General features: G+C 72.8%; 25 protein-coding genes and 1 tRNA gene. 12 read left to right on the top strand and 14 right to left on the bottom strand.

Going from position 1 to position 23,682, the window contains the following annotated elements; genetic code table 11:
• Positions 1 to 20: 20 nt before the first annotated feature.
• The 3 genes from AB0I29_RS00505 to AB0I29_RS00495 form a co-directional block, all read right to left on the bottom strand.
• Positions 21 to 1,388: a cystathionine beta-synthase gene (locus AB0I29_RS00505; protein WP_285103681.1), complete on the bottom strand. Its 1,368-nt coding sequence runs from the start codon at positions 1,386 to 1,388 to the stop codon at positions 21 to 23.
• Positions 1,389 to 1,513: 125 nt separating this feature from the next.
• The gene (locus AB0I29_RS00500; RefSeq protein ID WP_182617119.1) at positions 1,514 to 1,837 is read right to left on the bottom strand and encodes a DUF2277 domain-containing protein; all 324 of its coding nucleotides are present in this window, start codon (positions 1,835 to 1,837) and stop codon (positions 1,514 to 1,516) included.
• Positions 1,838 to 1,911: 74 nt separating this feature from the next.
• Entirely contained in the window at positions 1,912 to 3,369 is a 1,458-nt protein-coding gene (locus tag AB0I29_RS00495) for an MFS transporter (protein ID WP_357476714.1), read from the bottom strand.
• 169 nt (positions 3,370 to 3,538) lie between these two features.
• Here AB0I29_RS00495 and AB0I29_RS00490 point away from each other — a divergent pair, with 169 nt between their 5' ends.
• The 3 genes from AB0I29_RS00490 (at position 3,539) to AB0I29_RS00480 (ending at position 5,588) form a co-directional block, all read left to right on the top strand.
• The gene (locus AB0I29_RS00490) at positions 3,539 to 3,997 is read left to right on the top strand and encodes a MarR family winged helix-turn-helix transcriptional regulator (protein WP_285103685.1); all 459 of its coding nucleotides are present in this window, start codon (positions 3,539 to 3,541) and stop codon (positions 3,995 to 3,997) included.
• Between the two features lie 144 nt (positions 3,998 to 4,141).
• Positions 4,142 to 4,714 (top strand): GNAT family N-acetyltransferase, encoded by a 573-nt coding sequence (locus tag AB0I29_RS00485; protein ID WP_357476711.1) that lies wholly within the window; start codon positions 4,142 to 4,144, stop codon positions 4,712 to 4,714.
• A 13-nt stretch (positions 4,715 to 4,727) separates the two neighbouring features.
• Positions 4,728 to 5,588: an LLM class flavin-dependent oxidoreductase gene (locus AB0I29_RS00480; RefSeq protein ID WP_357476708.1), complete on the top strand. Its 861-nt coding sequence runs from the start codon at positions 4,728 to 4,730 to the stop codon at positions 5,586 to 5,588.
• Between the two features lie 6 nt (positions 5,589 to 5,594).
• Here AB0I29_RS00480 and AB0I29_RS00475 read toward each other — a convergent pair whose 3' ends face one another.
• The 3 genes from AB0I29_RS00475 to AB0I29_RS00465 form a co-directional block, all read right to left on the bottom strand.
• Positions 5,595 to 6,062 carry a VOC family protein gene (locus AB0I29_RS00475; RefSeq protein ID WP_285103691.1) on the bottom strand — a complete coding sequence of 156 codons (468 nt, stop codon included), beginning with the start codon at positions 6,060 to 6,062 and terminating at the stop codon, positions 5,595 to 5,597.
• Positions 6,063 to 6,141: 79 nt separating this feature from the next.
• A complete protein-coding gene (locus tag AB0I29_RS00470; protein ID WP_285103693.1) occupies positions 6,142 to 6,573 on the bottom strand; it encodes an AraC family transcriptional regulator in 432 nt (143 codons plus the stop codon).
• Positions 6,574 to 6,582: 9 nt separating this feature from the next.
• Positions 6,583 to 7,506 (bottom strand): GntR family transcriptional regulator, encoded by a 924-nt coding sequence (locus AB0I29_RS00465; RefSeq protein WP_357476703.1) that lies wholly within the window; start codon positions 7,504 to 7,506, stop codon positions 6,583 to 6,585.
• A 188-nt stretch (positions 7,507 to 7,694) separates the two neighbouring features.
• Here AB0I29_RS00465 and AB0I29_RS00460 point away from each other — a divergent pair, with 188 nt between their 5' ends.
• From AB0I29_RS00460 to AB0I29_RS00440, 5 genes are all read left to right on the top strand, one after another.
• Positions 7,695 to 8,918 (top strand): FAD-dependent monooxygenase, encoded by a 1,224-nt coding sequence (locus AB0I29_RS00460; protein ID WP_357476700.1) that lies wholly within the window; start codon positions 7,695 to 7,697, stop codon positions 8,916 to 8,918.
• 123 nt (positions 8,919 to 9,041) lie between these two features.
• Positions 9,042 to 9,731 carry an FCD domain-containing protein gene (locus AB0I29_RS00455; protein ID WP_285103699.1) on the top strand — a complete coding sequence of 230 codons (690 nt, stop codon included), beginning with the start codon at positions 9,042 to 9,044 and terminating at the stop codon, positions 9,729 to 9,731.
• On the top strand, positions 9,728 to 10,495 hold the full coding sequence (locus tag AB0I29_RS00450) for a creatininase family protein (RefSeq protein ID WP_357476696.1): 768 nt from the start codon (positions 9,728 to 9,730) through the stop codon (positions 10,493 to 10,495). The genes AB0I29_RS00455 and AB0I29_RS00450 overlap by 4 nt, the downstream gene beginning before the upstream one ends.
• A gap of 100 nt (positions 10,496 to 10,595) precedes the next feature.
• The gene (locus AB0I29_RS00445) at positions 10,596 to 11,642 is read left to right on the top strand and encodes a poly(3-hydroxybutyrate) depolymerase (RefSeq protein ID WP_357476693.1); all 1,047 of its coding nucleotides are present in this window, start codon (positions 10,596 to 10,598) and stop codon (positions 11,640 to 11,642) included.
• Positions 11,639 to 13,192, top strand: coding sequence for an AbgT family transporter (locus AB0I29_RS00440; RefSeq protein ID WP_285103705.1), 1,554 nt, complete (start codon positions 11,639 to 11,641; stop codon positions 13,190 to 13,192). The genes AB0I29_RS00445 and AB0I29_RS00440 overlap by 4 nt, the downstream gene beginning before the upstream one ends.
• Before the next feature lie 173 nt (positions 13,193 to 13,365).
• Here AB0I29_RS00440 and AB0I29_RS00435 read toward each other — a convergent pair whose 3' ends face one another.
• Both AB0I29_RS00435 and AB0I29_RS00430 read right to left on the bottom strand, forming a co-directional pair.
• Entirely contained in the window at positions 13,366 to 14,562 is a 1,197-nt protein-coding gene (locus AB0I29_RS00435; protein WP_357476690.1) for a sialidase family protein, read from the bottom strand.
• A 94-nt stretch (positions 14,563 to 14,656) separates the two neighbouring features.
• Positions 14,657 to 15,112: a GNAT family N-acetyltransferase gene (locus AB0I29_RS00430; RefSeq protein WP_357476687.1), complete on the bottom strand. Its 456-nt coding sequence runs from the start codon at positions 15,110 to 15,112 to the stop codon at positions 14,657 to 14,659.
• A 53-nt stretch (positions 15,113 to 15,165) separates the two neighbouring features.
• Between AB0I29_RS00430 and AB0I29_RS00425 the strand changes: the two genes are divergently transcribed.
• Both AB0I29_RS00425 and gap read left to right on the top strand, forming a co-directional pair.
• Positions 15,166 to 16,158: a helix-turn-helix domain-containing protein gene (locus AB0I29_RS00425; RefSeq protein ID WP_357476683.1), complete on the top strand. Its 993-nt coding sequence runs from the start codon at positions 15,166 to 15,168 to the stop codon at positions 16,156 to 16,158.
• Between the two features lie 151 nt (positions 16,159 to 16,309).
• On the top strand, positions 16,310 to 17,308 hold the full coding sequence (gap, locus tag AB0I29_RS00420; RefSeq protein ID WP_357476680.1) for a type I glyceraldehyde-3-phosphate dehydrogenase: 999 nt from the start codon (positions 16,310 to 16,312) through the stop codon (positions 17,306 to 17,308).
• A gap of 83 nt (positions 17,309 to 17,391) precedes the next feature.
• Here gap and AB0I29_RS00415 read toward each other — a convergent pair whose 3' ends face one another.
• Positions 17,392 to 17,829, bottom strand: coding sequence for a protein-tyrosine phosphatase family protein (locus tag AB0I29_RS00415; RefSeq protein WP_357476677.1), 438 nt, complete (start codon positions 17,827 to 17,829; stop codon positions 17,392 to 17,394).
• Between the two features lie 83 nt (positions 17,830 to 17,912).
• Here AB0I29_RS00415 and AB0I29_RS00410 point away from each other — a divergent pair, with 83 nt between their 5' ends.
• A complete protein-coding gene (locus AB0I29_RS00410; RefSeq protein WP_357476674.1) occupies positions 17,913 to 18,494 on the top strand; it encodes a dihydrofolate reductase family protein in 582 nt (193 codons plus the stop codon).
• A gap of 25 nt (positions 18,495 to 18,519) precedes the next feature.
• A complete protein-coding gene (locus tag AB0I29_RS00405) occupies positions 18,520 to 19,074 on the top strand; it encodes a hypothetical protein (protein ID WP_357476671.1) in 555 nt (184 codons plus the stop codon).
• Between the two features lie 87 nt (positions 19,075 to 19,161).
• Here AB0I29_RS00405 and AB0I29_RS00400 read toward each other — a convergent pair whose 3' ends face one another.
• The 5 genes from AB0I29_RS00400 to AB0I29_RS00380 all read right to left on the bottom strand — a co-directional run bounded on the left by AB0I29_RS00400 (position 19,162) and on the right by AB0I29_RS00380 (position 23,673).
• A complete protein-coding gene (locus AB0I29_RS00400) occupies positions 19,162 to 20,775 on the bottom strand; it encodes a beta-1,3-glucanase family protein (RefSeq protein ID WP_357476668.1) in 1,614 nt (537 codons plus the stop codon).
• Between the two features lie 180 nt (positions 20,776 to 20,955).
• Positions 20,956 to 21,213 (bottom strand): hypothetical protein, encoded by a 258-nt coding sequence (locus tag AB0I29_RS00395; RefSeq protein ID WP_357476665.1) that lies wholly within the window; start codon positions 21,211 to 21,213, stop codon positions 20,956 to 20,958.
• A gap of 229 nt (positions 21,214 to 21,442) precedes the next feature.
• A complete protein-coding gene (locus AB0I29_RS00390) occupies positions 21,443 to 22,399 on the bottom strand; it encodes a heparin lyase I family protein (protein ID WP_285103723.1) in 957 nt (318 codons plus the stop codon).
• A 260-nt stretch (positions 22,400 to 22,659) separates the two neighbouring features.
• A tRNA-Val gene (locus AB0I29_RS00385) sits at positions 22,660 to 22,731 on the bottom strand.
• Between the two features lie 93 nt (positions 22,732 to 22,824).
• On the bottom strand, positions 22,825 to 23,673 hold the full coding sequence (locus tag AB0I29_RS00380; RefSeq protein WP_285103727.1) for an aminotransferase class IV: 849 nt from the start codon (positions 23,671 to 23,673) through the stop codon (positions 22,825 to 22,827).
• Positions 23,674 to 23,682 lie beyond the last annotated feature (9 nt).

Below are 23,682 nucleotides of genomic sequence, written 5' to 3'. Positions count from 1 at the left end.
TTCGAAGGTTGCGTGCGGGGTCAGACCGCGAGGTAGTCGAGCAGGTCGGAGCGGGAGACCACGCCGAGGGCCTTGCCGCCGTCGGTCACGAGCAGTGCGGTCTCGTCGGCCAGGGCCGCGCGCAGCGTCCCGACCGGCTCGTTGACGCCGATGAGCTGCAGGGGCCGGCCGATCAGGCCGCCCACCTCGTCCGACAGGTTCGCCTTGCCGGCGAACACCCCGTCGAGCAGCTCGTCCTCGTGCACGGCGCCGGCGATCTCGCCGAGCACCACCGGCGGTTCCGCGGTGAGCACGAGCAGCTGGGAGACGCCGGACCGGGTCATCCGGTCGATCGCCTCCCGCACCGTGTCGGTCTGGTGCACGTAGAGCAGGGGCGGGGTGCGGTCGGCCTTGGCGGCGAGCACGTCCGCGACGGTGTGGTCCTCGATGGCGGGCGCGAAGCCGTAGGACCGCATCCAGGTGTCGTTGAAGATCTTGCCGAGGTAGCCGCGGCCGCCGTCGGGCAGCAGGACCACCACGACGTCGTCGGCGCTCAGGTCGCGGGCGGCCCGCAGGGCCGCGACCACGGCCATGCCGCTGGAGCCGCCCACGAGGATGCCCTCCTCGCGCGCCAGCCTCCGCGTCATCGCGAACGACTCGGCGTCGCTGACCGCGATGATCTCGTGCGGCACGCTCGGGTCGTACGCGGACGGCCAGAAGTCCTCGCCCACGCCCTCGACCAGGTAGGGGCGGCCGGTGCCGCCCGAGTAGACCGAGCCCTCGGGGTCGGCGCCGACGATGCGCACGGTGTCGCCCGAGACCTCCCGCAGGTAGCGGCCGGTCCCGGTGATGGTGCCGCCCGTGCCGACGCCGGCGACGAAGTGCGTGACGCGGCCGTCGGTGTCCCGCCAGATCTCCGGACCCGTGGTCTCGTAGTGCGAGCGCGGGCCGTTCGGGTTGGAGTACTGGTCGGGCTTGAAGGCACCCGGGATCTCGCGCACCAGCCGGTCGCTCACCGAGTAGTACGACTCGGGGCTGTCGGGCGCCACCGCCGTCGGCGTGACGACGACCTCGGCGCCGTAGGCGGTCAGGACGTTGCGCTTGTCCTCGCCCACCTTGTCGGGCAGCACGAAGACGCAGCGGTAACCACGCTGCTGCGCCACCAGGGCGAGGCCGACGCCGGTGTTGCCCGACGTGGGCTCCACGATGGTGCCGCCCGGCAGCAGCTTGCCCTCGCGCTCGGCAGCGTCGATGATTCGGCCCGCGATGCGGTCCTTGGAGGAACCGCCGGGGTTGAGGTACTCGAGCTTGACGAGCACGGTCGCGCTGGTGACGCCCTCGGTCACGTGGCTGAGCCGGACCAGGGGGGTGTTGCCGACGAGGTCAACGACAGAATTGACGTACTGCACCTGTTTCTCTTCCTGTTCTGCGCGTGCGACGGCGCGCGCGGGGGACTGACGGACCGGGGTGGGTGGTCAGTGACAGCAACAGGAGAGGTGTGCGAGCACGCCGCAACTGTAGCGGTGCGAGCCGCTCAGTGCGAGTGCGCGATGCCCAGCTCGTGCATCCGCTCATGCTCCTCACGTTCCTTGATGCGCTGCGCGATGCGCGCCTGGACCTCCGCCCGGCGCAGCGGCGGCACGGTCTTGGGCGGCTGACGGCGTTCGGGCAGCTCGTCGAGCAGACGCGTCACGATGTCCGCGATCTCCGCCGTGGCCCGCTCCACCGGGTCCCGGGTGGCGTCGCTCACCTTCGTCACGCCCGTGACCTTGCGCACGAACTGCAGCGCGGCGGCGGTGATCTCCTCGTCGGTCGCGGCCGGTTCGAGGCCGCGCAGCGTGGTGATGTTTCGGCACATGCTCCGACGGTACGCCGGGCGGCGCCCGCGGGGGAGGGCGCCGTCCGGCGTACGGCTGGGGCCTGACCGGCGGGTCAGTGCCCGCCGGCCACCTCGCGCAGCCCCTTGACGGGGACGGTCGCCGCGATGGCCGCGGCCACCACGGCCATGCCGCAGCCGAGCAGCAGGGCGACCCGGAAGCCGCCCTCGGTGGGCAGGGTGTGCTCGCCGAACGTGGTGCTCATCCGGGCCAGCACCACGCCGATGACGGCGGCCGACACCGAGGTGCCGATGGAGCGCATGAGCGCGTTGAACCCGTTCGCGGCGGCCTTCTCGGAGGCCGGCACGGAGCCCAGGATGATCGCGGGCAGCGCGCCGTAGGCGAAGCCGACGCCGGCCGCCGCGACGAACGCCGTGAGCGACAGGCCCACGAGCGTGTCCATGAACAGCGTGGACAGGCCGTAGCCGAGCGCCATGACCAGGGCGCCCAGGACGAGCGTCGTCTTGGGTCCGCGGGCGCGGGTGATCTGCGCGCCCACGGGCGACATGAGGGTCATCGCGATGCCCGACGGCGCCATCCACAGGCCCATCTGCAGCATGGACTGGCCGAGCCCGAACCCGGTCGCGGCCGGCGCCTGCATGAGCTGGGGCAGGATCAGGGACTGGGCGTACATGGCGAACCCGATCATGATCGAGGCCAGGTTGGTGAGCAGCACGGCGGGGCGCGCGGTGGTGCGCAGGTCGACCAGCGCGGCGGGCGTGCGCAGCTCCCACCAGCCCCAGGCCAGGAGCACGACGACGGAGCCGCCGAACAGGCCGAGCACGAGCGGGCTCGCCCAGCCCCACTCGGCGCCCTTGGAGACCGCCAGCAGCAGGGCCACGAGACCCGCGGCCAGGCCGAGCACGCCCACGTAGTCGAACGGCGTGCGCACCCGGGCGGGCGCGGCCGGGGCGGGGATCGCCTGCCAGACGACGACGCCGACCACGACGGCGCAGACCGCGATGAGCCAGAACAGGATGCGCCAGCTCGCGAACTCGGCGACGGCGGCGGCGAACGGCAGGCCGAGGGCGCCGCCGATGCCGAGCGACGAGCTCATCAGGGAGATGGCGCCGGCGGTGCGCTCCTTGGGCAGCAGGTCGTGCAGCATGCTGATGCCGAGCGGGATGAACCCGGTGGCCAGGCCCTGCAGGCCGCGGCCGGTGACCATGACGGGGACCGTCGTGGCCACGGCGCAGACCGCGGACCCGAGGGCCAGCGGCACCAGCGAGATCAGGATCATCTTCTTCTTGCCGTACAGGTCGCCCAGCCGCCCCGAGACCGGGGTGCAGATGGCGCCGACCAGCAGCGTGACCGTGATGATCCAGGACGTGTCCGACGCCGGGGCGTCGAAGATGGTCGGCAGCGACGCGACGATCGGGACCACGAGGGTCTGGGTCATCGCGACCACGATGCCGCCGATCGCGAGGATGGCGACGATGCGGTTGGGGTGGACTACGGGTGCGGTGGCCGATCCGTCAGCCGGCGGCGCGGGGCGGGACGCGGTGGTCGTCACGAGTCTCCTCGAAAGATTGCTGTGCATCATGCACATTGGGGTTCGGTCTCAGGATGCCATATCTTGTGCATGATGCATAGACGCGAGCCGGTGCGCGAGACCGCGTGCGCGACCGTCCGTACGGGACCGTCTGTGCGACCGTCTGTGCGAGACCGGAGGTATGACGACGATGACGTCCCCGATCGACGAGATCGAGTACGAGGGCATGCTGTTCGGGCGGCACCTGGCCGCGCTCCCCGCGGGGCGCACGCGGCGCAAGGGCGGGCAGCTCGACCAGAGCGCGTACACCCTGCTCAGCCTGCTCGACGCCGGCGGCCCAGCCAGCCTCGCCGAGCTCGCGGAAGCCACCGGCCTGGACGTCTCGACGCTGAACCGGCAGACGGCCGCCCTGCGGCGCTCCGGCCTCGCCGAGCGCTTCGAGGACCCCGACGGCGGGCAGGCGCGCAAGCTCCGCCTCTCCGCCGAGGGCAGCCGGCTCCTGGGCGAGGAGCGCACCGCCAGCAGGGCGCTCCTCGCCGACCTGCTGCACGACTGGTCCGAGCAGGACCGGGCCCGGTTCGGCGAGCTGCTGGGCCGCTACAACCGCGTCATCGAGGACCGCTCGGGCCGCCACTGGCCGCGCCCGTGACGACGGCCCGGCCGCCTGCCACGACGGCCCAGCGTTGACCACAGCAGTTGCGGCCACCGGACCCGGCTTGCTGGCAGCACCTGCTGTGCTCGACCACGAGAATCGTCGTGGCGGGACGGGTCGGTCGTGGGGCAGGGTGAGCACATGCAGCCTTCTGTCGAGACGCCGCCCGACGCCGGCACCCGGCCCCCGACCACCGTGCGCGAGGCGGGCGCCGACGACTGGCCCGCCATCTGGCCGATCGTGCGCGAGGTCGTCCGCGCGGCCGACACGTTCGCCTACGAGCCCACGATGGGCGAGGCCGACGCGCGCGCCGGATGGCTGGAGGCCCCGCGGCGCGTCGTCGTCGCCGTGCGCGACGGCGTCGTGGTCGGCACCGCGAACATGTACCCCAACCGGCCGGGGCCGGGCAGCCACGTCGCGTCGGGCAGCATCATGGTCGACCGCGCGGTGCGCGGCACCGGCGCGGGCCGGGCCCTCGTCGAGGACATGATCGCCTGGGCGGCCCGCGAGCGGTTCGCCGCGATCCAGTTCAACGCGGTGGTCGACACGAACACCGCCGCCGTCCACCTGTACGAGAGCCTCGGCTTCGTCACCCTCGGCATCGCGCCCGGTGCGTTCCGGCACCCCGAGCGGGGCGACGTGGGCCTGCGGATCATGTGGCGCGACCTGAGCGACGTGCCCGCCTCCGGGACCGGTCCCGAGGACGAGGCCTGAGATGCGCTGCTCCGTGAACGTCCCCAACTTCGGCGACTTCGCCGACGCCCGCGCCGTCGCGACCGTGGCCCGCGCCGCGGAGGAGGCCGGCTGGGACGGCCTGTTCGTCTGGGACCACGTGGTGCACCGCAAGGAGATGCGCCGCGGCCAGCCGTTCGGCGACCCGTGGATGCTGCTCACCGCCGCGGCGCTCGCGACCTCGACGATCCGGCTCGGCACCCTCGTCACGCCCGTGGCGCGGCGCCGGCCCGAGCAGCTCGCGCGGCAGGTCGCGACGCTGGACGCCGTCAGCGGCGGCCGCGTCGTCTTCGGCGCCGGCCTGGGCGGGCCCGTCGAGGACGAGTTCGGCAGCTTCGGCGACGAGACCGACCCCGTGGTGCTCGCCCAGAAGCTCGACGAGGGGCTCGGTCTGCTCGCCCGCTACTGGGCGGGGGAGCGCGTCGACCACGACGGGCCGCACTACCGGGTGCGCGACGTCGAGATCCTCCCGGCCACGGTGCAGCAGCCCCGCCCGCCGGTCTGGGTCGGCGGCTTCTGGCCCGCGCGCCGACCGTTCCGGCGCGCCGCGCGGTGGGACGGCGTCGTGCCCCTGTTCGCGTCCGGGCACGGCCGGCCGCCCACGCCCGACGAGGTCCGGGAGGTGACGGCGTACGTCGCGGAGCACCGGACGGCAGAGGGCCCGGCCGACGTCGCCCGGCCGTTCGACGTCGTCGTGGGCGGGCTGACGACGCCGGAGGCGGCGGCCGACGTCGTGGGCCCGCTGGCCGCCGCCGGGGCGACGTGGTGGGACGAGCGCGGGCTGTACGAGTCGCCCGACCTGTACTCCCTGCCGGCCGTGCTGCGCCGGGTCGAGGCGGGGCCGCCCCAGCTCTGAGGACGCTCAGCCCGCCTGGCCCGCGCTCCAGCGCGCGATGTCCTCGTCGGTCACCTCGACCGGCCCGGTGGCCGGCTGCGTGACCCGGATGTGGTTGCCGAACGGGTCGCGCAGGGCGCAGTCGATCCCGTAGGGCTGCTCGACCGGCTCCTCGGTGAACTCGACGCCCTTCGCGCTCAGCTCGGCATAGGTACGGCGGCAGTCGTCGGTGGTCAGGATGCACGCGACCCCGAGCGCACCCTTGGTCAGCAGGTCCCGGACCTGGGCCGCGACCTCCTCGCTGAGGGACGGCGGGCCCGGCACCTCCAGCAGCAGGTGGCGGTCCGGGTCGGCCGGCAGGGAGATGGTCAGCCAGCGCATGAAGCCCATGTCGACGTCGTTGCTGACCTCGAACCCGAGCTTGCCGACGTAGAAGTCGAGGGCCTCGTCCTGGTCGAGCACGGTCACGGCGGTGATGGAGATGTTCTTGAACATGCCGGTCACGCTACGACCGGACCGGTGCGCCGCGCTTCTCCGAAACTGCTCGGCCGAGCAGGCCGTCCAAAGAGGCTGCTCAGCCCGCCGGCCGCATCCAGCTCTTCACGAAGCAGACCGGTGCGGTGACCGGCCGGGTCCGGGCCCGGTACCCGGTCGGGGAGTCGCCCACCACGTCCCGGAAGGTGCGGCTGAACGTCCCGAGGCTCGCGAACCCCACGAGCAGCGCCACGTCCGTCACCGGCGTCGCCGTGTCGCTCAGCAGCGCCATCGCGCGCTCGATCCGGCGCCGCTGCAGGTACCGGTGCGGCGTCTCCCCGAACGTGGCCCGGAACGTGCGGCTGAAGTGGGACGGCGAGACGTGCGCGATGCGCGCGAGCGTCGGCACGTCGAGCGGCTGGGCGTAGTCGCGGTCGATGGCGTCCCGGGCGCGCAGCAGCCGGCGGTTGTCCTGCTCGCGCGGCGACATCGTGCGCCGCGCCGTCTGGAGGTCCACCGGGCCGGGGGTCACGCGCCCACCCTACGACCGGGCCGGGTTCCCGAGGAACGCCGCGTACCCGTCCAGGAGGCGGGCCAGGCCGAACTCGAAGAGGGTGTCGAGGGTGAGGTCCACGTCGTTCGACGTCGCCTCCACCAGGTGCGGGTGGCGGCGTGGGTCGACGGCGGCCTGGAGGTCGGGCAGGGTCCGGTCCATCCACTCCTCGTCGGTCAGCCCGTCGTCCTTGCGGGCCTGTGCCGCCGGCTCGATGCCCACCCCCAGCCCGCGCACGAGCTGGAAGACCGACACCGTCAGGTGCATCCGCGTGTCGAGGTCGAGTCGACGGCCGGGCAGCTCGCTGAACGCGCCGAGCAGCGCCTCGGTGTGGGCGATGCCGTGCGGCAGCACCTGCGGCCGCGTCATCGACATGACGTGCGCGGCCCACGGGTGCCGCTGGAACGCGGCCCACATGGTGCGGGCGCACACCTCGGCGCGGTCCCGCCAGCCCTTCGGCAGCGGGTCCGGGAGCGGCGAGGTGGCGTACACGGTGTCGAGCATCCGGGCCAGCAGCTCCTCGCGGCCCCGGACGTAGCGGTAGAGCGACATCGTGGGGATGCCCAGGTCGGTCGCGATCCGCCGCATGGACAGCGCGCCCAGCCCCTCGGCGTCGGCCGTCGCCATGGCGAGGCGCACGACGTCGTCCACCGTGGGGGCGCTCGCGGCTCGCGCCGCCGCACCGGGGCGGGCCGAGCCGGCGCCGGCCGCCACCACCGTGCCCACGCCGCGCCGCACCTCGACGAGCCCGTCGCGCCGCAGGGTGTCGAGCACCCGGCTCGCGGTGGCCATGGCCACGCCGTGCTCGGCGACGATGCGGCGGGTGGACGGGACCGCCGCGCCGGGGGCGAGCTCGCCCGACCGGATGCGGGCCCGGATCTCGTCGGCGATGCGCTCGGAGGGTGTGGTCATCCTCGGCTCCCTGTACTAGTGCGGTCGCGGGTCGTGCTGGCGCGCTGCGGCGCCGTGGCCTGGGCATTCGTGGGGTGCACTACCTGGTGTACCACCCCGCCCTTTACCCAGCATAGGGCGGTTCGTACGGTGTACGAAGCGCCTCACCGAGATGCCTCGGCGAGGAACCTTCGAACCAGGGAGCAGCCATGACCCACGTACTCATCTCCGGTGCCAGCGTCGCCGGCCCGGCCCTCGCGTTCTGGCTCCGCCGGTACGGCTTCGACGTCACGGTGGTCGAGCGGTCGGCCGGGCCCCGGCCGGGCGGCCAGGGCATCGACGTGCGCGGCGCCGCGCGGACCGTGCTGGACCGGATGGGCCTCACCGAGCAGGTCCGGGCCGCCCACACGGGCGTGCGCGGGATCGCCTACCTCGACGCCGCGGGGCGGCGCACCATGGAGCTGCCGGCCGAGATGTTCGGCCACTCGGGCGGCGTCATCGCCGACATCGAGATCCTGCGCGGCGACCTCATGCGGATCATCATGGACGCCGCCGACGGTGTCGAGTACCTGTTCGACGACAGCATCACGGCGCTCGACCAGCGCGCCGACGGCATCGACGTCACCTTCGAGCGCTCCGCCCCGCGCCGGTTCGACCTCGTGGTGGGCGCGGACGGCGTCTTCTCCACCACGCGGCGCCTGGCCTTCGACGGCGCCTGGCGCGCGGTCGACTCCGGCTACCACCGCGCCGTCTTCACGGCCGAGCCGGCGGGCAGCGCCGACACCTGGGGCCTCGACGGCTGGGAGCTGCTGTACTCGATGCCGGCCGGCAACGGTGTGGGCGGGCGCAACGTGCTGCTGTACCCGGCGCACGGCGGCGCGCGCGGCATGGTCCACTTCGCCGGGGACCCCGTGGAGTACGACCGGCGCGACATCGCCGGGCAGAAGCGGCTGGTCGCCGGCGTGCTGGCCGGCGAGGGCTGGGAGGTGCCGCGCCTCCTGGAGGCGATGGAGCGCGCCGACGACTTCTACTTCGACCGGCACGTGAGGATCGAGATGCCGTCGTGGCACCGGGGCCGGGTCGCCCTCCTGGGCGACGCCTGCACCGCCGGGTCCGTCGGGATGGGCACCTCGCTGGCGCTCGTGGGCGCGTACGTGCTGGCGGGCGAGCTCGCGCGGGCCGGAGGCGACCCCGCGACCGCCTTCGCTGCCTACGAGACGACGGTGCGGCCCTACGCCGCCGTCAACATGAAGCAGCTCCCGGGCGGCGTACGCGGCTTCCTGCCGCCCTCACGGTTCGAGATCCGCGCCCGCACCGCGGTGATGGGCGCCCTGCTGAAGACCCCGCTCGCGGGAATGATGATGGGCGGCATCGACAAGGCGGTCGACCAGATCGACCTGCCGGACTACGCGGCCCTGACGGTCGGTCGCTGACCAGGGTTCAGCAGGCTGTCCGCGACCGCGTCCACGCCCGTGGTGGTCGCCGATGGCCTGCTGAACCCCGGTCAGCACGGAACGGGCTTGACCTCATCGGTGGTCAAGTGATTTAGTCACTTTATGACTCAAGGTAGAGCCTCGTTCTCGGAGCAGCTGGCGGACGACATCGTCGAGCTGATCCGCTCCGAGAGCCTCGGACCCGGCGACGTGCTGGAGTCCTCCCGCGACCTGGCCAAGCGGTTCGCCGTCACCACCCCGACCGTCCGGGAGGCCCTGCGGCGGCTGGAGGCCACCGGCGTGGTCGAGCTGCGGCACGGCTCCGGCACGTACATCGGCCCGGGCATCGAGCGGTCGGTCCTGGCCAACCCGCACCGGCCGCACATCACGCGCTCCTCGGTGATCGAGCTGGTCCAGGCCCGCCTCGTCATCGAGCCCGGGATCGCGGCGCTCGCCGCGAGCGCCCGCGACGCCGCCGGCCTGCAGCGGCTGGAGGCCGCGACGGCGACGGCGCTGCAGCCGCCGGTGCACGGGTTCCGGCCGGCGCTGAACTTCCACGTGGAGCTGGCGGCGGCGTCGGGCAACGGGCTGCTGCGCGAGACGGTGGAGGCGCTGCTGCACGTGCGGGCCTCGGAGCAGACGGAGATCCGGTTCCGGTACGACGACCGGCAGCGGGACCACGCGGAGCACCTGGAGATCCTGGCCGCGGTCCGCGACGGTGACGGCGCGGCCGCCGAGCGGCTGACCCGGGCGCACCTGACCACGATCCGGGAGTCGCTGGAGGCGGCGGACTTCGGGGAGGCGGCACCGTGAGCGCCCCCTTCCGCCTCGCGGAGATGACGACGGCGGAGGCGGCGGACGCCGTCGCGCGCGGCACCGTGGTGCTGATCCCGGCCGGGGCGCTGGAGCAGCACGGTCCGGGCATGGCGCTCGGGACCGACCTGGTGCGCGCCGAGGCCGTGGTGGCGCAGGTCGCCGCGAACCTGGCCGGCCGCGTGGTGGTGGGGCCGTCGATCCCCGTAGGGGTCTCGCCGCACCACATGGCGTTCGCGGGCACGGTGACGCTGACCACCACGACGTTCGCCGCCGTGGTGCGGGAGTACGTCGGCAGCCTGCACCGGCACGGCTGGACGCGGTTCCTGGTGGTCACCGGGCACGGCGGCAACAACGCGACGCTGACGACGGTGGCGCAGGACCTCCTGGTCTCCCACCCGGGGGTCCAGCTCGCCTGGTCACCCCTGACGTCGCTCGCGGGCGACGCGGTGGCCGCGATGGAGCCGAGCGCCGTGCACGGCCACTCCGGCGAGGCCGAGACCGCGCAGATGCTGCACCTCGCACCACACCTGGTGCACACCGACCGGCTCGAGCCGGGCCCCACCACCCCGGACCAGCTCGACGACGTCTCCCGCACGGCGCGCCGCCACGCGCAGCCCGCCCTGACCCTGCCGTACGACCGGCTCAGCCCCAACGGCGTGCTCGGCGACCCGCGCCGGGCCACCGCCGAGGACGGCGCCGCGATCGTCAAGGCGATCGTCGCCCGCATCACGACCTTCGTGGAGGAGTGGCCGCCCGCGTAGCGCCGGCCCGCCTCCCCAGCACCCCCTCGGTACGCACCTGGCCCGCCAGGTGTCCGCTCCGCCGTGCCCGCACACGGGCCGGCGCCCAGAAAGGACTCGCATGTCAACGACGACAGCATCACCCCGCCCCGCACCGCAGGGCCGACGGCGGCCCGGCCGGCGCGCGGCGCTCCTGACCGCCCTGGCGCTCGCTGTGGCCGGCCTGGCCGGGCCGGTCGGCGCCACGACGGCGTCCGCCACGCCCGCGCTCCGGTCCGCCGGCTGCGGCACCGATCCCGGCCAGACGCCGGGCACGAGCGTGCTGCGCACCCTGACCAGCGACGGCCGCGAGCGCACCGTGCAGCTCCACCTGCCGGACGGCTACCGCAGCGACCGGGCGTGGCCCGTGGTGCTGGTGTTCCACGGCCGCGGCAACACGGGGGCGGGCACGGAGGCGTTCTCCGGGCTGGACGCGCTGCCCGCGATCGTCGCGTACGGCAACGGCGTGGTCGGTACGGGCGACGGCGACCGGCAGGCCTGGGAGGGCGCGCCCTACGCGGCCCCCGGCGTCGACGACGTGGCCTACACGAACGACCTGCTGGACACCCTGGAGCGGGACCTGTGCGTGGACCCGCGGCGCGTGTACGCGACCGGCAAGTCCAACGGGGCGGGCTTCACGGGCATCCTCGCGTGCGAGCTGTCGGACCGGATCGCGGCGGTCGCGCCGGTGGCCGCGGCCTTCTACGGCACGGGCCACCCGGACTGCGACCCGGTGCGGCCGGTGCCGGTGATCGACTTCCACGGCACGGACGACGTGACCATCCCGTACGCGGGCGACGCCGACCGCGGCCTCCCCGCGATCCAGGACTGGGTGGGCGGCTGGGTGGAGCGCAACGGCTGCGACACGGGGCAGGACGTCGAGCAGACGGCGTTCGACGTGACCACCACCCGGTGGACGGGCTGTGACCGGGGCGCCGAGGTGACGCACGTGGCGGTGCTCGGCGGCGGCCACACCTGGCCGGGGGAGGACAGCTACTCCGGCGGCGGCTACGCGACGCACAGCATCGAGGCCCACGAGGTCATGTGGGAGTTCCTGCGCGACGAGCGGCTGCCGGTGCGGTTCCTTACTGGGCGCGGCACCCACGCGGAGCAGGGGGCGGCGTCATGACCGCGACCTCGAAGCAGGCCGCTCCCGGGACCGAGCCGGACCGCCTGCCCCGCGTGCTGCGGGCGCTCGCCGTCGTCGAGCGACTGGGCAACGCCCTGCCGCACCCGTTCTGGCTGTTCTGGATCCTCGCGGCGATCCTGGGCGTGACGAGCGCCGGGCTGGCCGCGGCGGGCGTGTCCGTGGTGTCGCCCGCCGACGGCGAGACCGTGGTGGTCCAGAACCTGCTCAGCGGCGCCGGTCTGGCCATGGCCGTCTCCACGGCCGTCGACAACTTCGCGACGTTCGGCCCGATGGGCACGATCGTGGCGGTCATCATGGGCGTCGCGATCGCGGAGCGGACCGGCTTCCTGTCGGCGGCGATGAAGGTCTCCGTCTCGCGGGTGCCCGTCTCCTGGGTCGTGTTCGCGGTGGCCTTCGCGGGCACCGTCTCGCACGTCGCGAGCGCCGCCGCGTACATCATCCTGGTGCCGCTGGGCGGGCTCGCGTTCCGGGCGGTGGGCAAGTCGCCGATCCTCGGCGTCGTCGTGGCCTACACGTCCATCGCCTCGGGGTACGACGCGAGCCCGGTGCCGACGCCGAACGACGCGATCTTCGCCGGCATCACCACGGAGGCGGCGCGGATCATCGACCCGAACGCGTACGTGTCGCCGGTGAGCAACTGGTTCTTCAACATCGCCTCGTCGCTGCTGCTGGCGATCGTGATCACCCTGGTCACGAACCTGGTCCTGGCCAAGCGGCCGGATCTCGGCGCCGACCCGGACGCGGAGATCGACGACGTCGAGGGCCTGGAGCTCTCGCCGCGGGACCGGTCCGCGCTGCGTGCCGCGCTGCTGTCGGGCCTGGGCGCGATCCTGGTCATCGTCGCGGTGGTGCTGCCGTCGTCGTCCCCGTTGCGCGGGGAGGACGGGAGCCTGACGGAGTCGCCGTTCCTGGACGGGATCGCGGCGATCGTCGCCGTGCTGTTCGCGCTCGTCGGCGTCGTGTACGGGTGGCGGTCCGGGGCGATCACGAAGGCGGGGGACGTGCCGCGGCTGATGGCCGAGGGCGTGCGCCAGATGGCGCCGGTCCTGGTGCTGTTCTTCGCGATCGCCCAGTTCCTGGCCTACTTCGACTGGACGCACATCGGCGACGTCATCGCGGTGAACTCGGCCGAGGCGCTGGAGACCAGCGGTGTGCCGATCTGGGTGGTGTTCCTGGCGATCCTCGCGCTGCTGTCCGTGGTGAACGTGCTGGTGACCAGCGGCTCGGCGATGTGGGCCATCGCGGCGCCCGTCGTCGTGCCCATGCTGATGCTGCTGGACGTGCCCGCCGAGACCACGCAGGCGCTGTTCCGCATTGCCGACTCCGGGTCCACGGCGATCACGCCGATGAGCCCGTACTTCATCATGGCGCTCGGGTTCCTGCAGCGGTACCGCAAGGACGCCGGCATCGGCACGCTGGCCTCGTACACGCTGCCGCTCGCGGTCTGCATGACGCTTGCCTGGACCGCGCTGTTCTTCGCCTGGTGGGCGCTGGGCATCCCGCTGGGGCCGGGGGCGCCGGTGCGCTGACGCACGCCTGCCCCGCCGTGGTCCCGCCGTCGCCCCGCCACCGGGCGCGACGGCGGGGCCGCGGTGATGATGCGCGGCGATGAACGCGATCCTGCTGCTGCCCGCCGGCGCCGTCCTGCATCTGCCTCGGGCCGGTCCGGCCGGATCGGTCCGGCAGGCTCAGTCCCGCCGGCTCAGTCCGGCAGGGCGGCGACCGCGAAGTACGTGGTGCAGCTCCCGCCCTCCGACTCGTAGCCCGTGGACAGCTCCAGCAGTTCGCCCCGCTCCGGCAGGGCCAGCAGCGTGGGGCTGTAGTTGGGGCAGTAGTTGTTCCACGGGTCGAGGATGCTCACGGGCGCCCCGGCCGTGGTCCAGGGGTCCTCCGGCACGCCCTCGTTGGTCATGATCGTGGACCCGCTGCCGGGCAGCACGCCGCCGTCGGACCCGTAGAGCATCTGCCCGACGCCGAGGAGCCGCCCGTCGTGCGTGCCGTCGTCGTACCAGCTGATGTTCGGGGTGTGCCGGAAGTGGGTGCCGTCCGCCGTCGCGACGGGGCTGCCGATCTCGGTGACGGGCTGCCAGGCGATCCCGTCGGCCGAGCGGCGGGTGTAGTGGCGGCAGTCCTGCACCGGGCCGCAGACCTCGTAGCTCATGAGGTAGGCGCCGTCCGGCAGCCGGCGCACCACCGGCATCCCCGGGCGCAGGCCGGGGTCGGCCAGTGCGATGACGTTCTCCAGGGGCGACCACGTCACGCCGTCGGGCGACGTGGCCTGCACGATCGTCTGGCTGTGCGTAGGCTGCTGGTTCTCGTCGGAGACGTACAGCACCAGCTCGCCGTCGGGGGAGACGGCGAACTCCGGCTCCCACAGCCCCTTGACGCCCGACGCCGTGGCCGCCGTGGACACGTGCTCCCACGTGCGGCCCTGGTCCCGGCTGGCCCACACCGGCAGCGTCATCCGGCGCGTGGCCTCGTCCTGCTGCTGGCCCTCCGATGCCGACCACAGCAGGGTGCCCTTCGGCAGGTCGCCGACCTTGCGCGGCAGCTCGAACAGCGTGGAGCAGCACAGCCCCTGCGCCGCTCCCGGGTCGGACACCGTGCCGACGCGCTCGAAGCCGCGGCCGTCGTCCGTGCTGGTGAAGATCGCGCCGTGACCCGTGTCGCCGTCGAACGTGACCGTGCTGACCACGATCGTGCCGTTCGCCCGGCCCGAGTGCTCCAGCCGGATGGCGCGCGGGTAGAGGGAGGTGCCCTCCATCAGCCGGGTCCCGTTCACCGCCCCGCCCGGTGGCGGCTCCGCCCCGCCCGCGCCGACCGCTGTCGCCGGGGCGACGGCGGTGGTCAGCGTGAGCGCGGCGAGCGCGAGCACCGTGAACGAACGTCGCAGGACCATGGTGGGCTCCTCTTCGATCGACTCTGATCTCGGACAGCGGGTGACCGGCGTCGACCGGCGACCGCCGTCACCGTAGTGACCGATCGCTCGTGAGTCAACGTTGCATCAGCGTGGTCCGCGTCGAGAACCCCAGCCGCTCGTAGAAGGGCATCACGGCCTCGCGCGAGTCCAGCGTGAGCTTGCGGACGCCCAGGTCGTCGGCGGCGGCGCAGAGGGCCTCGACCAGCCGCCGGCCGATGCCGCGCCCCTGGTGCTCGGGGACCACGAAGACGCTCTGCACGTCCCCGTTCCTGCGGACGGTGTCGCCCGGGTTGGGCACGCGCTCGAACACCGCCAGCCACGCCATGCCGACCAGGTCGCCGTCCAGGTCCGCGACCTGGCACACCGACCGATCGCCCTGCGCCCGCATCCACCCCTCCAGCGCGGCAGCGAACTCCCGGGCCTCGCCCTCGCCCGGCGTGCGGCTCGGCTGGGCCCAGCGCCAGCGCAGCGCGGACAGGGCAGGGGCGTCGGCGAGGGTCGCGGTTCTGATCACGAGGTGTGACGGCACCGCCCCATGCTGGCACGGGGACTTCCGTGCGGGCGCCGCCTAGGATCCGTGGGGTGAGTGCCGCGCGCCGCAGGAACCACCAGATCGCCGTCCTCGTGCTGGAGGGTGCCAAGCCGCTCGACGTCGGCATCCCGGCGCAGGTGTTCTCCAACCGGCCGAGCATGCCGTACGAGGTGCGGGTGTGCGGCGCCGCGCCCGGCCTGGTGACCGGCGGCGACGGCCTCTCGTACCACGTGGCCGAGGGGCTGGACGCGCTGGAGCGCGCCGACACGGTCTTCGTCCCCGGGTACCGGACGCCGGCCGCCGCCGACCCGCCGGCCGTCGTCGTCGACGCGCTGAAGGCCGCCCACACGCGCGGGACGCGGCTCGCGGCCATCTCGACCGGGGCGTTCGCCCTGGCGGCGACCGGGCTGCTCGACGGCAAGCGCGCCACGACGCACTGGCACTACACGAGGGCGCTGCGCGAGCGGTACCCGCTCGTGCGGGTGGACGAGAACGTGCTGTTCGTGGACGAGGGCGGCGTGCTCACCTCGGCGGGCGCGGCGTCCGGCATCGACCTGTGCCTGCACCTGGTGCGGCGCGACCACGGCGTCGGCCTGTCCAACCACGTGGCCCGGCGCCTGGTCGCCGCGCCGTACCGCAGCGGGGGACAGGCGCAGTACGTGCCCCGCAGCGTGCCCGAGCCGCTCGGCGACCTGTTCGCCGACACGCGCGAGTGGGCCCTGGAGCACCTCGCCGAGCAGCTCACCCTGGAGGCGCTGGCCCGCAACGCGCGGGTCTCGGCGCGGACCTTCTCGCGGCGGTTCGTGCAGGACACCGGGTACACGCCGATGCAGTGGGTGCTGCGGGCGCGGGTGGACCTGGCGCGCGAGCTGCTGGAACGCAGCGACCTGAGCGTCGAGCAGGTTGCGCACCGGGTCGGGCTCGGCACCGCGGCGAACCTGCGCCTGCACTTCCACCGCATCCTGGGCACGTCGCCGACGGAGTACCGCAGCACGTTCTCGGCGGGGGCCGAGGGCGGCTTCGAGGGCGCCGTCGGGGACTAGCCGGGCCCGATCCGGTGCCTGCCCGGAGGGCTGGCGAGATCCTTGCGATAGCTGGCGAAGTGTCTGGCGGAATCCTTGCGTGCGGTGGCTTTCCAGCCTCTTTCGGACGACGCGGCGCGCGCGGAGCATGGGACCCGACGAAAGGAAACCCATGACCCGCATCGCCATCAACGGCTTCGGTCGCATCGGCCGCAACTCCCTCCGTGCCCTGCTCGAGCGCGACAGCGCGCTCGAGGTGGTCGCGATCAACGACCTCACCGCCCCGGACTCCCTGGCGCACCTGCTCAAGTACGACAGCGCGCTCGGTCGGCTCGGCCGTTCGGTGGAGGTGGACGGCGACGAGCTCGTCGTCGACGGCCACCGCATCAAGGTGCTCGCGGAGCGCGAGCCCGCCAAGCTGCCCTGGGCCGAGCTCGACGTCGACATCGTGCTGGAGTCGACCGGCCGCTTCACGTCCGCCGACGCCGCTCGCGCGCATATCGACGCCGGCGCCAGGAAGGTGCTGGTCAGCGCCCCCTCGGCGGGTGCCGACGTGACGCTCGCCTACGGCGTGAACACCGATGCCTACGACCCGGCGCAGCACGTGATCGTCTCGAACGCGTCCTGCACCACCAACGCGCTGGCCCCGCTGGCCTCCGTGCTGGACGATCTGGCCGGCATCGAGCACGGCTTCATGACCACCGTGCACGCCTACACCCAGGAGCAGAACCTCCAGGACGGTCCGCACCGCGATCCGCGCCGGGCCCGCGCCGCCGGCGTCAACATCGTGCCGACCACGACGGGCGCCGCCAAGGCGATCGGCCTGGTGCTGCCCAACCTGAACGGCAAGCTGTCGGGCGACTCGATCCGCGTGCCGGTGCCGGTCGGCTCCATCGTGGAGCTGAACACCACGGTGGCGCGCGAGGTCACCCGCGAGGAGGTGCTGGCGGCGTACCGCACCGCGGCAGACGGCGCCCTCAACGGCATCCTCGACTACTCCGACGAGCCGCTGGTCTCCAGCGACATCACTGGCGAGGCAGCCTCGGCGATCTTCGACGCCGCGCTGGTCCGGGTGGACGGCAAACACGTCAAGGTCGTGGCCTGGTACGACAACGAGTGGGGCTTCTCCAACCGCGTGATCGACACGCTGGAGCTGCTCGCGCGCGACTGAGTGACCACGGTCGAGCGACAGCGACCGAGCGTGACCACGAGGCGGTCCTGGCCGGCGGAGACGTCGGGCAGGGGCCGCCTTTGTCATGCCCGGACCGAGTCGGCGACCTCCGCGACCCAGCGCCGCTGCCGCCGGGTCTCGACCGCGCGCGGGTGGTAGTGCTCGCGCACCCACGCCACGGCGTCGTCGGGGGCCACACCGCTCATGATCGCCAGGACCGCCATGGCCGTGCCGGTCCTGCCGATCCCGCCGCCGCAGGCGATCTCGACCCGCTCGACCTCCGCCCGCGCATGAGCCTCCCGCAGCGCGGCCAGCGCCTCCTCGGTCGAGTCGGGCAGGCGGAAGTCGCGCCAGCGCACCCAGCGGTACTCCCGGTCCGGCACCTGCGGGTCCCGGCCCCGCAGGTAGACCGCGAGGTCCGGGACGGGAACCTCGCCGCGCGGGCGGCGCAGCCCCGTGCCCCGCACCCGCCGCCCGTCGGGCAGATCCACGACGCCGTCGGCCATGTCCCAGTGATCCATCGCTCCAGCCTAGGGAGCCGGCCGCCGATGAGTAATGGGGCTTTCCGCAGTCGGATGGTGATGGGAACCGGAAGGAGCTCGCGATGAGCAAGGTGATCACGCACATGACGATGTCCCTGGACGGCTTCATCGCCGACCCGGACGACCGCATCGACGACATCTTCGACTGGTACGCCGTCGGCCCGGTCGAGGTGCCGAGCGCCAACGAGGGCGTCTCGCTCCGGGTCGACGAGGCCAGCGCCGTGATGCTGCGCGACCTGTTCGAGGGCACGGGCGCCCTCGTGGCCGGCCGGCGCCTGTTCGACATCACCGACGGCTGGGGCGACAGCCACCCCGTGGGCGCCCCCGTCGTCGTGGTCACGCACCACGTCCCCGAGGACGCGGACCGGTGGCCACGGACCACGTTCGCCGGCGACGTCGCCGAGGCCGTCGCCCGCGCCCGCGAGATCGCCGGCGACCAGGACGTCACGATCGCGAGCGCGAACGTGGCCCAGCAGGCGCTCGCGCTCGGCCTGGTGGACGACGTGTGCGTCAGCCTCGCCCCGGTGCTGCTCGGCGCGGGCATCCCGTACTTCGCCGACCTGGGCCGGCACCTGCTCCTGGAGGACCCGGAGGTGGTCCAGGGCCGTCGCGCCCTGCACCTGCGGTACGCGGTGCGCCGCTGAGCGGCGTCGTGCCAGGATGGGTGGCGTGGCGACGAGCTCCCGCATCCAGGCCGTCGAGCGCGCGACCGGCAGAAGCTGGGCCGACTGGCTCGACCTCCTGACGCGCCTCGGCGCGCCGGACCTGACCCATCACGAGATCGCCACGGCGGTGCTCCTGGAGCTGGACGGCACGATCGAGAACCCTGCCTGGTGGGCGCAGTCGGTCACCGTCGCCTACGAGCAGCACATCGGACGGCGCATCCCCGGCCAGCGGCCGGACGGCACCTTCCAGACGAGCGTCAGCCGGTCGACGGCGCTCGGCATGGAGCCCCTCATGAGCGCCTGGACCGGCTACGCCGCGGCGAACGAGGCCGTGCGGGCTCTCGTCGCCGCCGACCCGCGGGTCAGCGGCACCCAGAACCGCATCACCTGGCGGGCCAAGGGGCACGACGACGAGTCCGTGGTGGTCATCAGCGAGCCCAAGAAGAACGGCACCGCGTCCCTGGTGGTGCAGCACCTGGGCTCGCCCACCCCGGAGCGCAACGACGAGGTCAGGGACCGCTGGCGGGCGATCGTGGCCGACTTCGCGGACGGGCTCTGAGCCCCGGCCTCCTCCGCTGACAGGACGGCCCCCGGCCGGCATGACGCCGGCCGGGGGCCGTTCACCGCGGTGCCCGACGGCGCGGGCTCAGAAGGTCCAGCGCTGCGCGGCCGTGCCGGAGCAGGTGCGGATCTCCAGGCGCTGGCCGTCGTGCAGGGGCGTGCCCCCGACCGCCGTCAGGCACTTGCCCGACTGCGGGTTGACCAGGGCCTGGTCGCCGGACCGGTAGGACCAGCTCTGCGCGCCGGTCCCGTTGCACTCCCAGAGCTGCACGACGGCGCCGTCCGCCGAGCTCCCGGACGCCACGTCCATGCACCGGCCCAGCGCGCCGATGGTCGAGCCGGACCGGGTCCAGGTCTGGGCGGTGTTACCGGTGCAGTTGACGATCTGCAGCGGGTTGCCGTTGAACGAGTCGGCCCACGGGACGTCCACGCACATGCCGTTGGACGCGTGCACCGCGCCCGTGCCCGACGGGAGCGGCCCGCTGCCGCCGTCGCCCCCGCCGCCGTCCGACCCGGCGATCGGCGTCGCGGCGCCCTGGAACGGGTCGAGCTGGATGTAGGCGGCCGACGGGTTGCCGTCGTGCACCAGGGACTCCTGCGCCAGGACGTCGTCGAACGCGAAGCCGTACGCCTTGCCGTTGGCCATCTGCTGGTGGATGAACTTGGAGTAGTAGTTGGTCACGGAGGCCTCGTAGAACCCCGAGGTGCTGGTGCCCGGCTGGGTGGTGCGGGTCAGCAGGGTGGAGCGGTGGAAGCCCGCGCACAGGGTGCGCGCGATGGCGCCGATGTCGTTGTTGGGCGCGGCCAGGTCGTTGTAGCAGCCGAAGACCGAGTCGCTCGACGGCTTGCGGAACTCGGTCACGTACGCGCCCGAGGCGTTGGTGAAGCGCATGACGCCGTTCTGCACCCGGCCGGTGAACACCGCGGCGGGGTCGTAGGAGTAGGGCGCGACGGTGAGGTTCTCGTTCGTGTACTTGGCCCACACCTGGTCCACGTAGGACGACAGGATGTTCGCGTCGATCTGCCCGGTCCCGATCGCGTGCCCGGGCGCGAGGATGCGCAGCAGCGACCCGTCCGGGGCGCGCTGGGCCAGGTTGGTCCAGCCGGGGGTCGCGGCCAGGGCGTTGACGACGTTCTGGTAGCCGTCGGGCTTGAGCATGCCCGTGCTGATCACGCTGCCGTCCGCCTTGCGCAGGCCGGTCTGGTACGGCGCCGAGAGGAAGTCGACCTGGGTGCTGTTGATCCACAGGCCCGAGTCGTTGAGCGTGAACTCCGTCCAGCTGAACAGCTTGTTGCGGTTCGGGTCGCTCGGGTTCTGCACCGCGGGCTGGACGAGGCGCCCGTCGTTGACGACCTTGAAGCTGAGCTTGCTCCCGTACGAGAAGTAGACCCGGCCCGACATCTTGGGCAGCTGGATGGTCTTCGACTGCCCGTCGGCCGGCCCGGCGATGGAGGCGTCGGGGGCGTCGACCGGTGTGCCGCCGACGGTGGGCCAGGCGTGGAACGCGCCGGACGCGTCGGCCCAGCCGAGCCGCCCGGTGCCCGGGTCGCCCAGGACGTAGACGAAGACCTGGTCGCCCCGCCCGGAGTCGTTGGTGATGGTCAGGGGGATCGTGGCGGGCACGGCGGCCGCCGGGGTCGGCTGCGCGACGACGAGCGTGGCCGCCGTGACCGCGAGCGCGCCGAACGCGGCGAGCACACTGCGGAGCGGGTGGAGTCTGAGCCTTCGTGCACGTGACGGGGTTCGTGACATGGGGAGATCTCCTCGTGTATCCGGGTAGCACGCCGTTGTACCTGCTGGACTGTCAGGGAATCGGATATTAGTGAGGAACCCTGCCAATGTCACGAGTCGGGCAGAACTTTCTCCCGCGGGAGGCGGTCACGGGCGCCGGTCCAGGATCGCCTGGGTGGCGTTGTCGAGGTTCTCGACGAGCTTGTGCACCCCGTCCAGCAGTGCGGCGAGGCCGATCAGGAGGGCCGCGACGCCGACGATCACGGCGGTGCCGCCGGCAACGCCGGGGCCGACGGACACGAGCATCGTCCCGAGGATCAGCCCGGCCAGCCCCAGGGTGATCGGGCCGGCGGACCGGTTGGCCGCGGTGGGGGAGTTCCGCACGTTCTCGGTTGCATCAGTCATGCGGCACATGGTCCTGGCCCGACTGAAACCGTGACCAGGAAACCCGGGGGTGAAAGTCCCTCGCTGATGGACGTTCAGCAGGCCGTGGAGGGCCGCAAGCCGGTGCGGGACGGTCGTTCCTGGCCTGATGAACGTGAGTCAGCAGTGGACCAGGCAACGCGAAAGGCCCCCCGGCTCAGCGTTTCCGCCGGCCGGAGGGCCCCGTTGTCATCGCAGACGGATCAGGGGATCAGTCGCGGTAGTACGGCTGCACCTCCGCCTTGCTGGCGCCGATCCTCACGTTCCGGTAGTCGGCCCGGAACGTCGCGCCCGGCTGGTAGTCCTTGTACATGCCGTACTTGATCCGGAACATGTCGTCGTAGGTGTCGTTCTCGCACGCGGAATTCGGGCCGTAGCCGAAGTAGTCCTCCTGCTCGAGGATCTTCGTCTCGACGGTGGTCGCTCCGACCTTCCTGTGCCAGACCTCGATCAGCCCCTTGGGGCCGCCGGCGGTGTAGGGCTCGACGTGGTACTTGATCACGAAGGAGTGCCACTCGTCGGTGCCGATGCTCTTGGTCGCCATTGCCGTGTTGTAGTCCACGCCGGGCTCGTCGCCCCGGCGCGTGAACTGGAGGTTGTGCCCGTTGCCGGCGCCGGACTGGATGCGTATGCCGCCAATCGGGTTCGCGGCGCACTGCCAGAGCTGCATCACGTACGCCCCGCTGCCGGTCACGCTGTCGACGCCCGCGGGGATGCGGATGTCGAACCCGACCCACACGTTGGTGTGGAACGGCAGAGTTCTCCCCGGCGTCGCCAGCTCCGTGCGGTCCCGGAGCCTGTTGCCGTTGGCGTCCACCCAGGTGTTCGCCTCGGGGTCGTCGAGGATGGCGCCCGGATACCTGAAGTCATGCTCCGTGCGGAACGTCAGCGCCGGTGCTTCCGCGGTTCCCGTGATGGTGGGTTCCTGGCCCGCTCCCTGACACCTGCCCTCGTACGTGCGTCCGTTCTCCACGAGGTTGCCGCCGTCGCCGATCGTCGGACCGCACAGAGTGGGGTTCTGGATCGTCCAGGGCCTGCCCACGATACCCATCGCGTAGCTGGGGACCTCGTCTACCGCGCTTTCTGCCGCGCTGGCGGGTTGCGTGGTCGTCACTGCGGCGATTCCCAGCGAGGCGGTCAGGGTCGCCGCCATGGCGAGAGCCGTCATTCTTCGAGCGAGCCGACTTGGGGTCGAGATCTGCATCTATGTCATCCCTTGCTTGGAGGGGAAGTGCTCCGTGCACCCGAACGTAACGGCGTCAGGGCCCGTCCTCAACGAAAGATGCCGAGGTTTCGACAGCGCCAGCACGGCGCTCATCCCGGCGGCTGCCCACGCCGTCACGCAGCCGCGCGTCACAGCCGGGTGCGAGCAACGCGAAAGGCCCTCCCGCTCAGCGTTTCCGCTGGCCGGAGGGCCTTTCCGCACGGTGGGCGATACTGGGATCGAACCAGTGACCTCTTCGGTGTGAACGAAGCGCGCTACCCCTGCGCCAATCGCCCGTGCTGCCTGCCCGTTGGGGCGTGCGTGGACGATATTAGCCTGGTTCGAGCGCGGATGCGAAATCCGAATCGCCGGGCGGAGCGAGAACCGGGTCAGGGGTCGGTTCGCTCGCGCATGTTCCGCTCGAACAGGTCGCGTGCGGCCGCCGAGAGCTCGCCGATCTGCAGGTCCACGCCGTCGAGCCAGACCGTCGGCTGGACGTTGCGCACGGACCCGGTCAGGAGCATCCGGGCCTCGCCGGCGGACACGCGGTCGAGCACCGAGAACGGCAGCTCGCCCTCCTTGGCCTCGCGCACGGGCAGCCCGGCCTCGGCGCCCCACTCGAGCAGCAGCTCGCGCGTGATGCCGGCCAGGCAGCCCACGCTGAGCGGGGGAGTGACGAGCTCGCCGTCGATCTCCAGGAACACGTTCGAGCCTGTGCCCTCGCACAGGTCACCGGCGGTGTTCGCGAAGACCGACTCGTCGGCGCCCTTGCCGATCGCGTCGGCCAGGGCCACGACGTTCTCGGCGTACGACGTCGTCTTCAGACCCGCGACGGCACTGTTCTCGTTGCGGGTCCAGGGGGAGCGGGCGGCCCGCCCGGTGGGCACGACGACGGCCTCGGTCGCCGCCACGACCACCGTCTGCGGCCCGTCCGTGCGGCCGGAGCCGAGCGGCCCGATGCCGTCGGTCACCGTGATGCGCAGGCGGCCGGCGTCCGGCGAGGCGGCGAGGACCGCGTCCACGCCGTCGCGCACCGTGCGCAGGTCCAGGGGAGCCATGCCCATGCCGGACGCCGACCGCTCCAGGCGCGCCAGGTGGCGCGTCAGCGCGAACGCCTGCCCGTTCAGGACGGCGCAGGTCTCGAAGACGCCGTCGCCGACCGTGATGCCGTGGTCCACCGCGCTGAGCGCGGCCTCGCCGGGCGCGACCATGCGCCCCTGTGTCCAGATGACCGTCATGCCGCCCAG

Origin of the sequence: Promicromonospora sp. NPDC050262 (assembly GCF_040655935.1) — a bacterium.
Taxonomy (GTDB): Bacteria; Actinomycetota; Actinomycetes; order Actinomycetales; family Cellulomonadaceae; genus Promicromonospora.
Note: the sequence above shows the minus strand (reverse complement) of the source record. Positions and strands in the feature narration are given on the sequence as shown.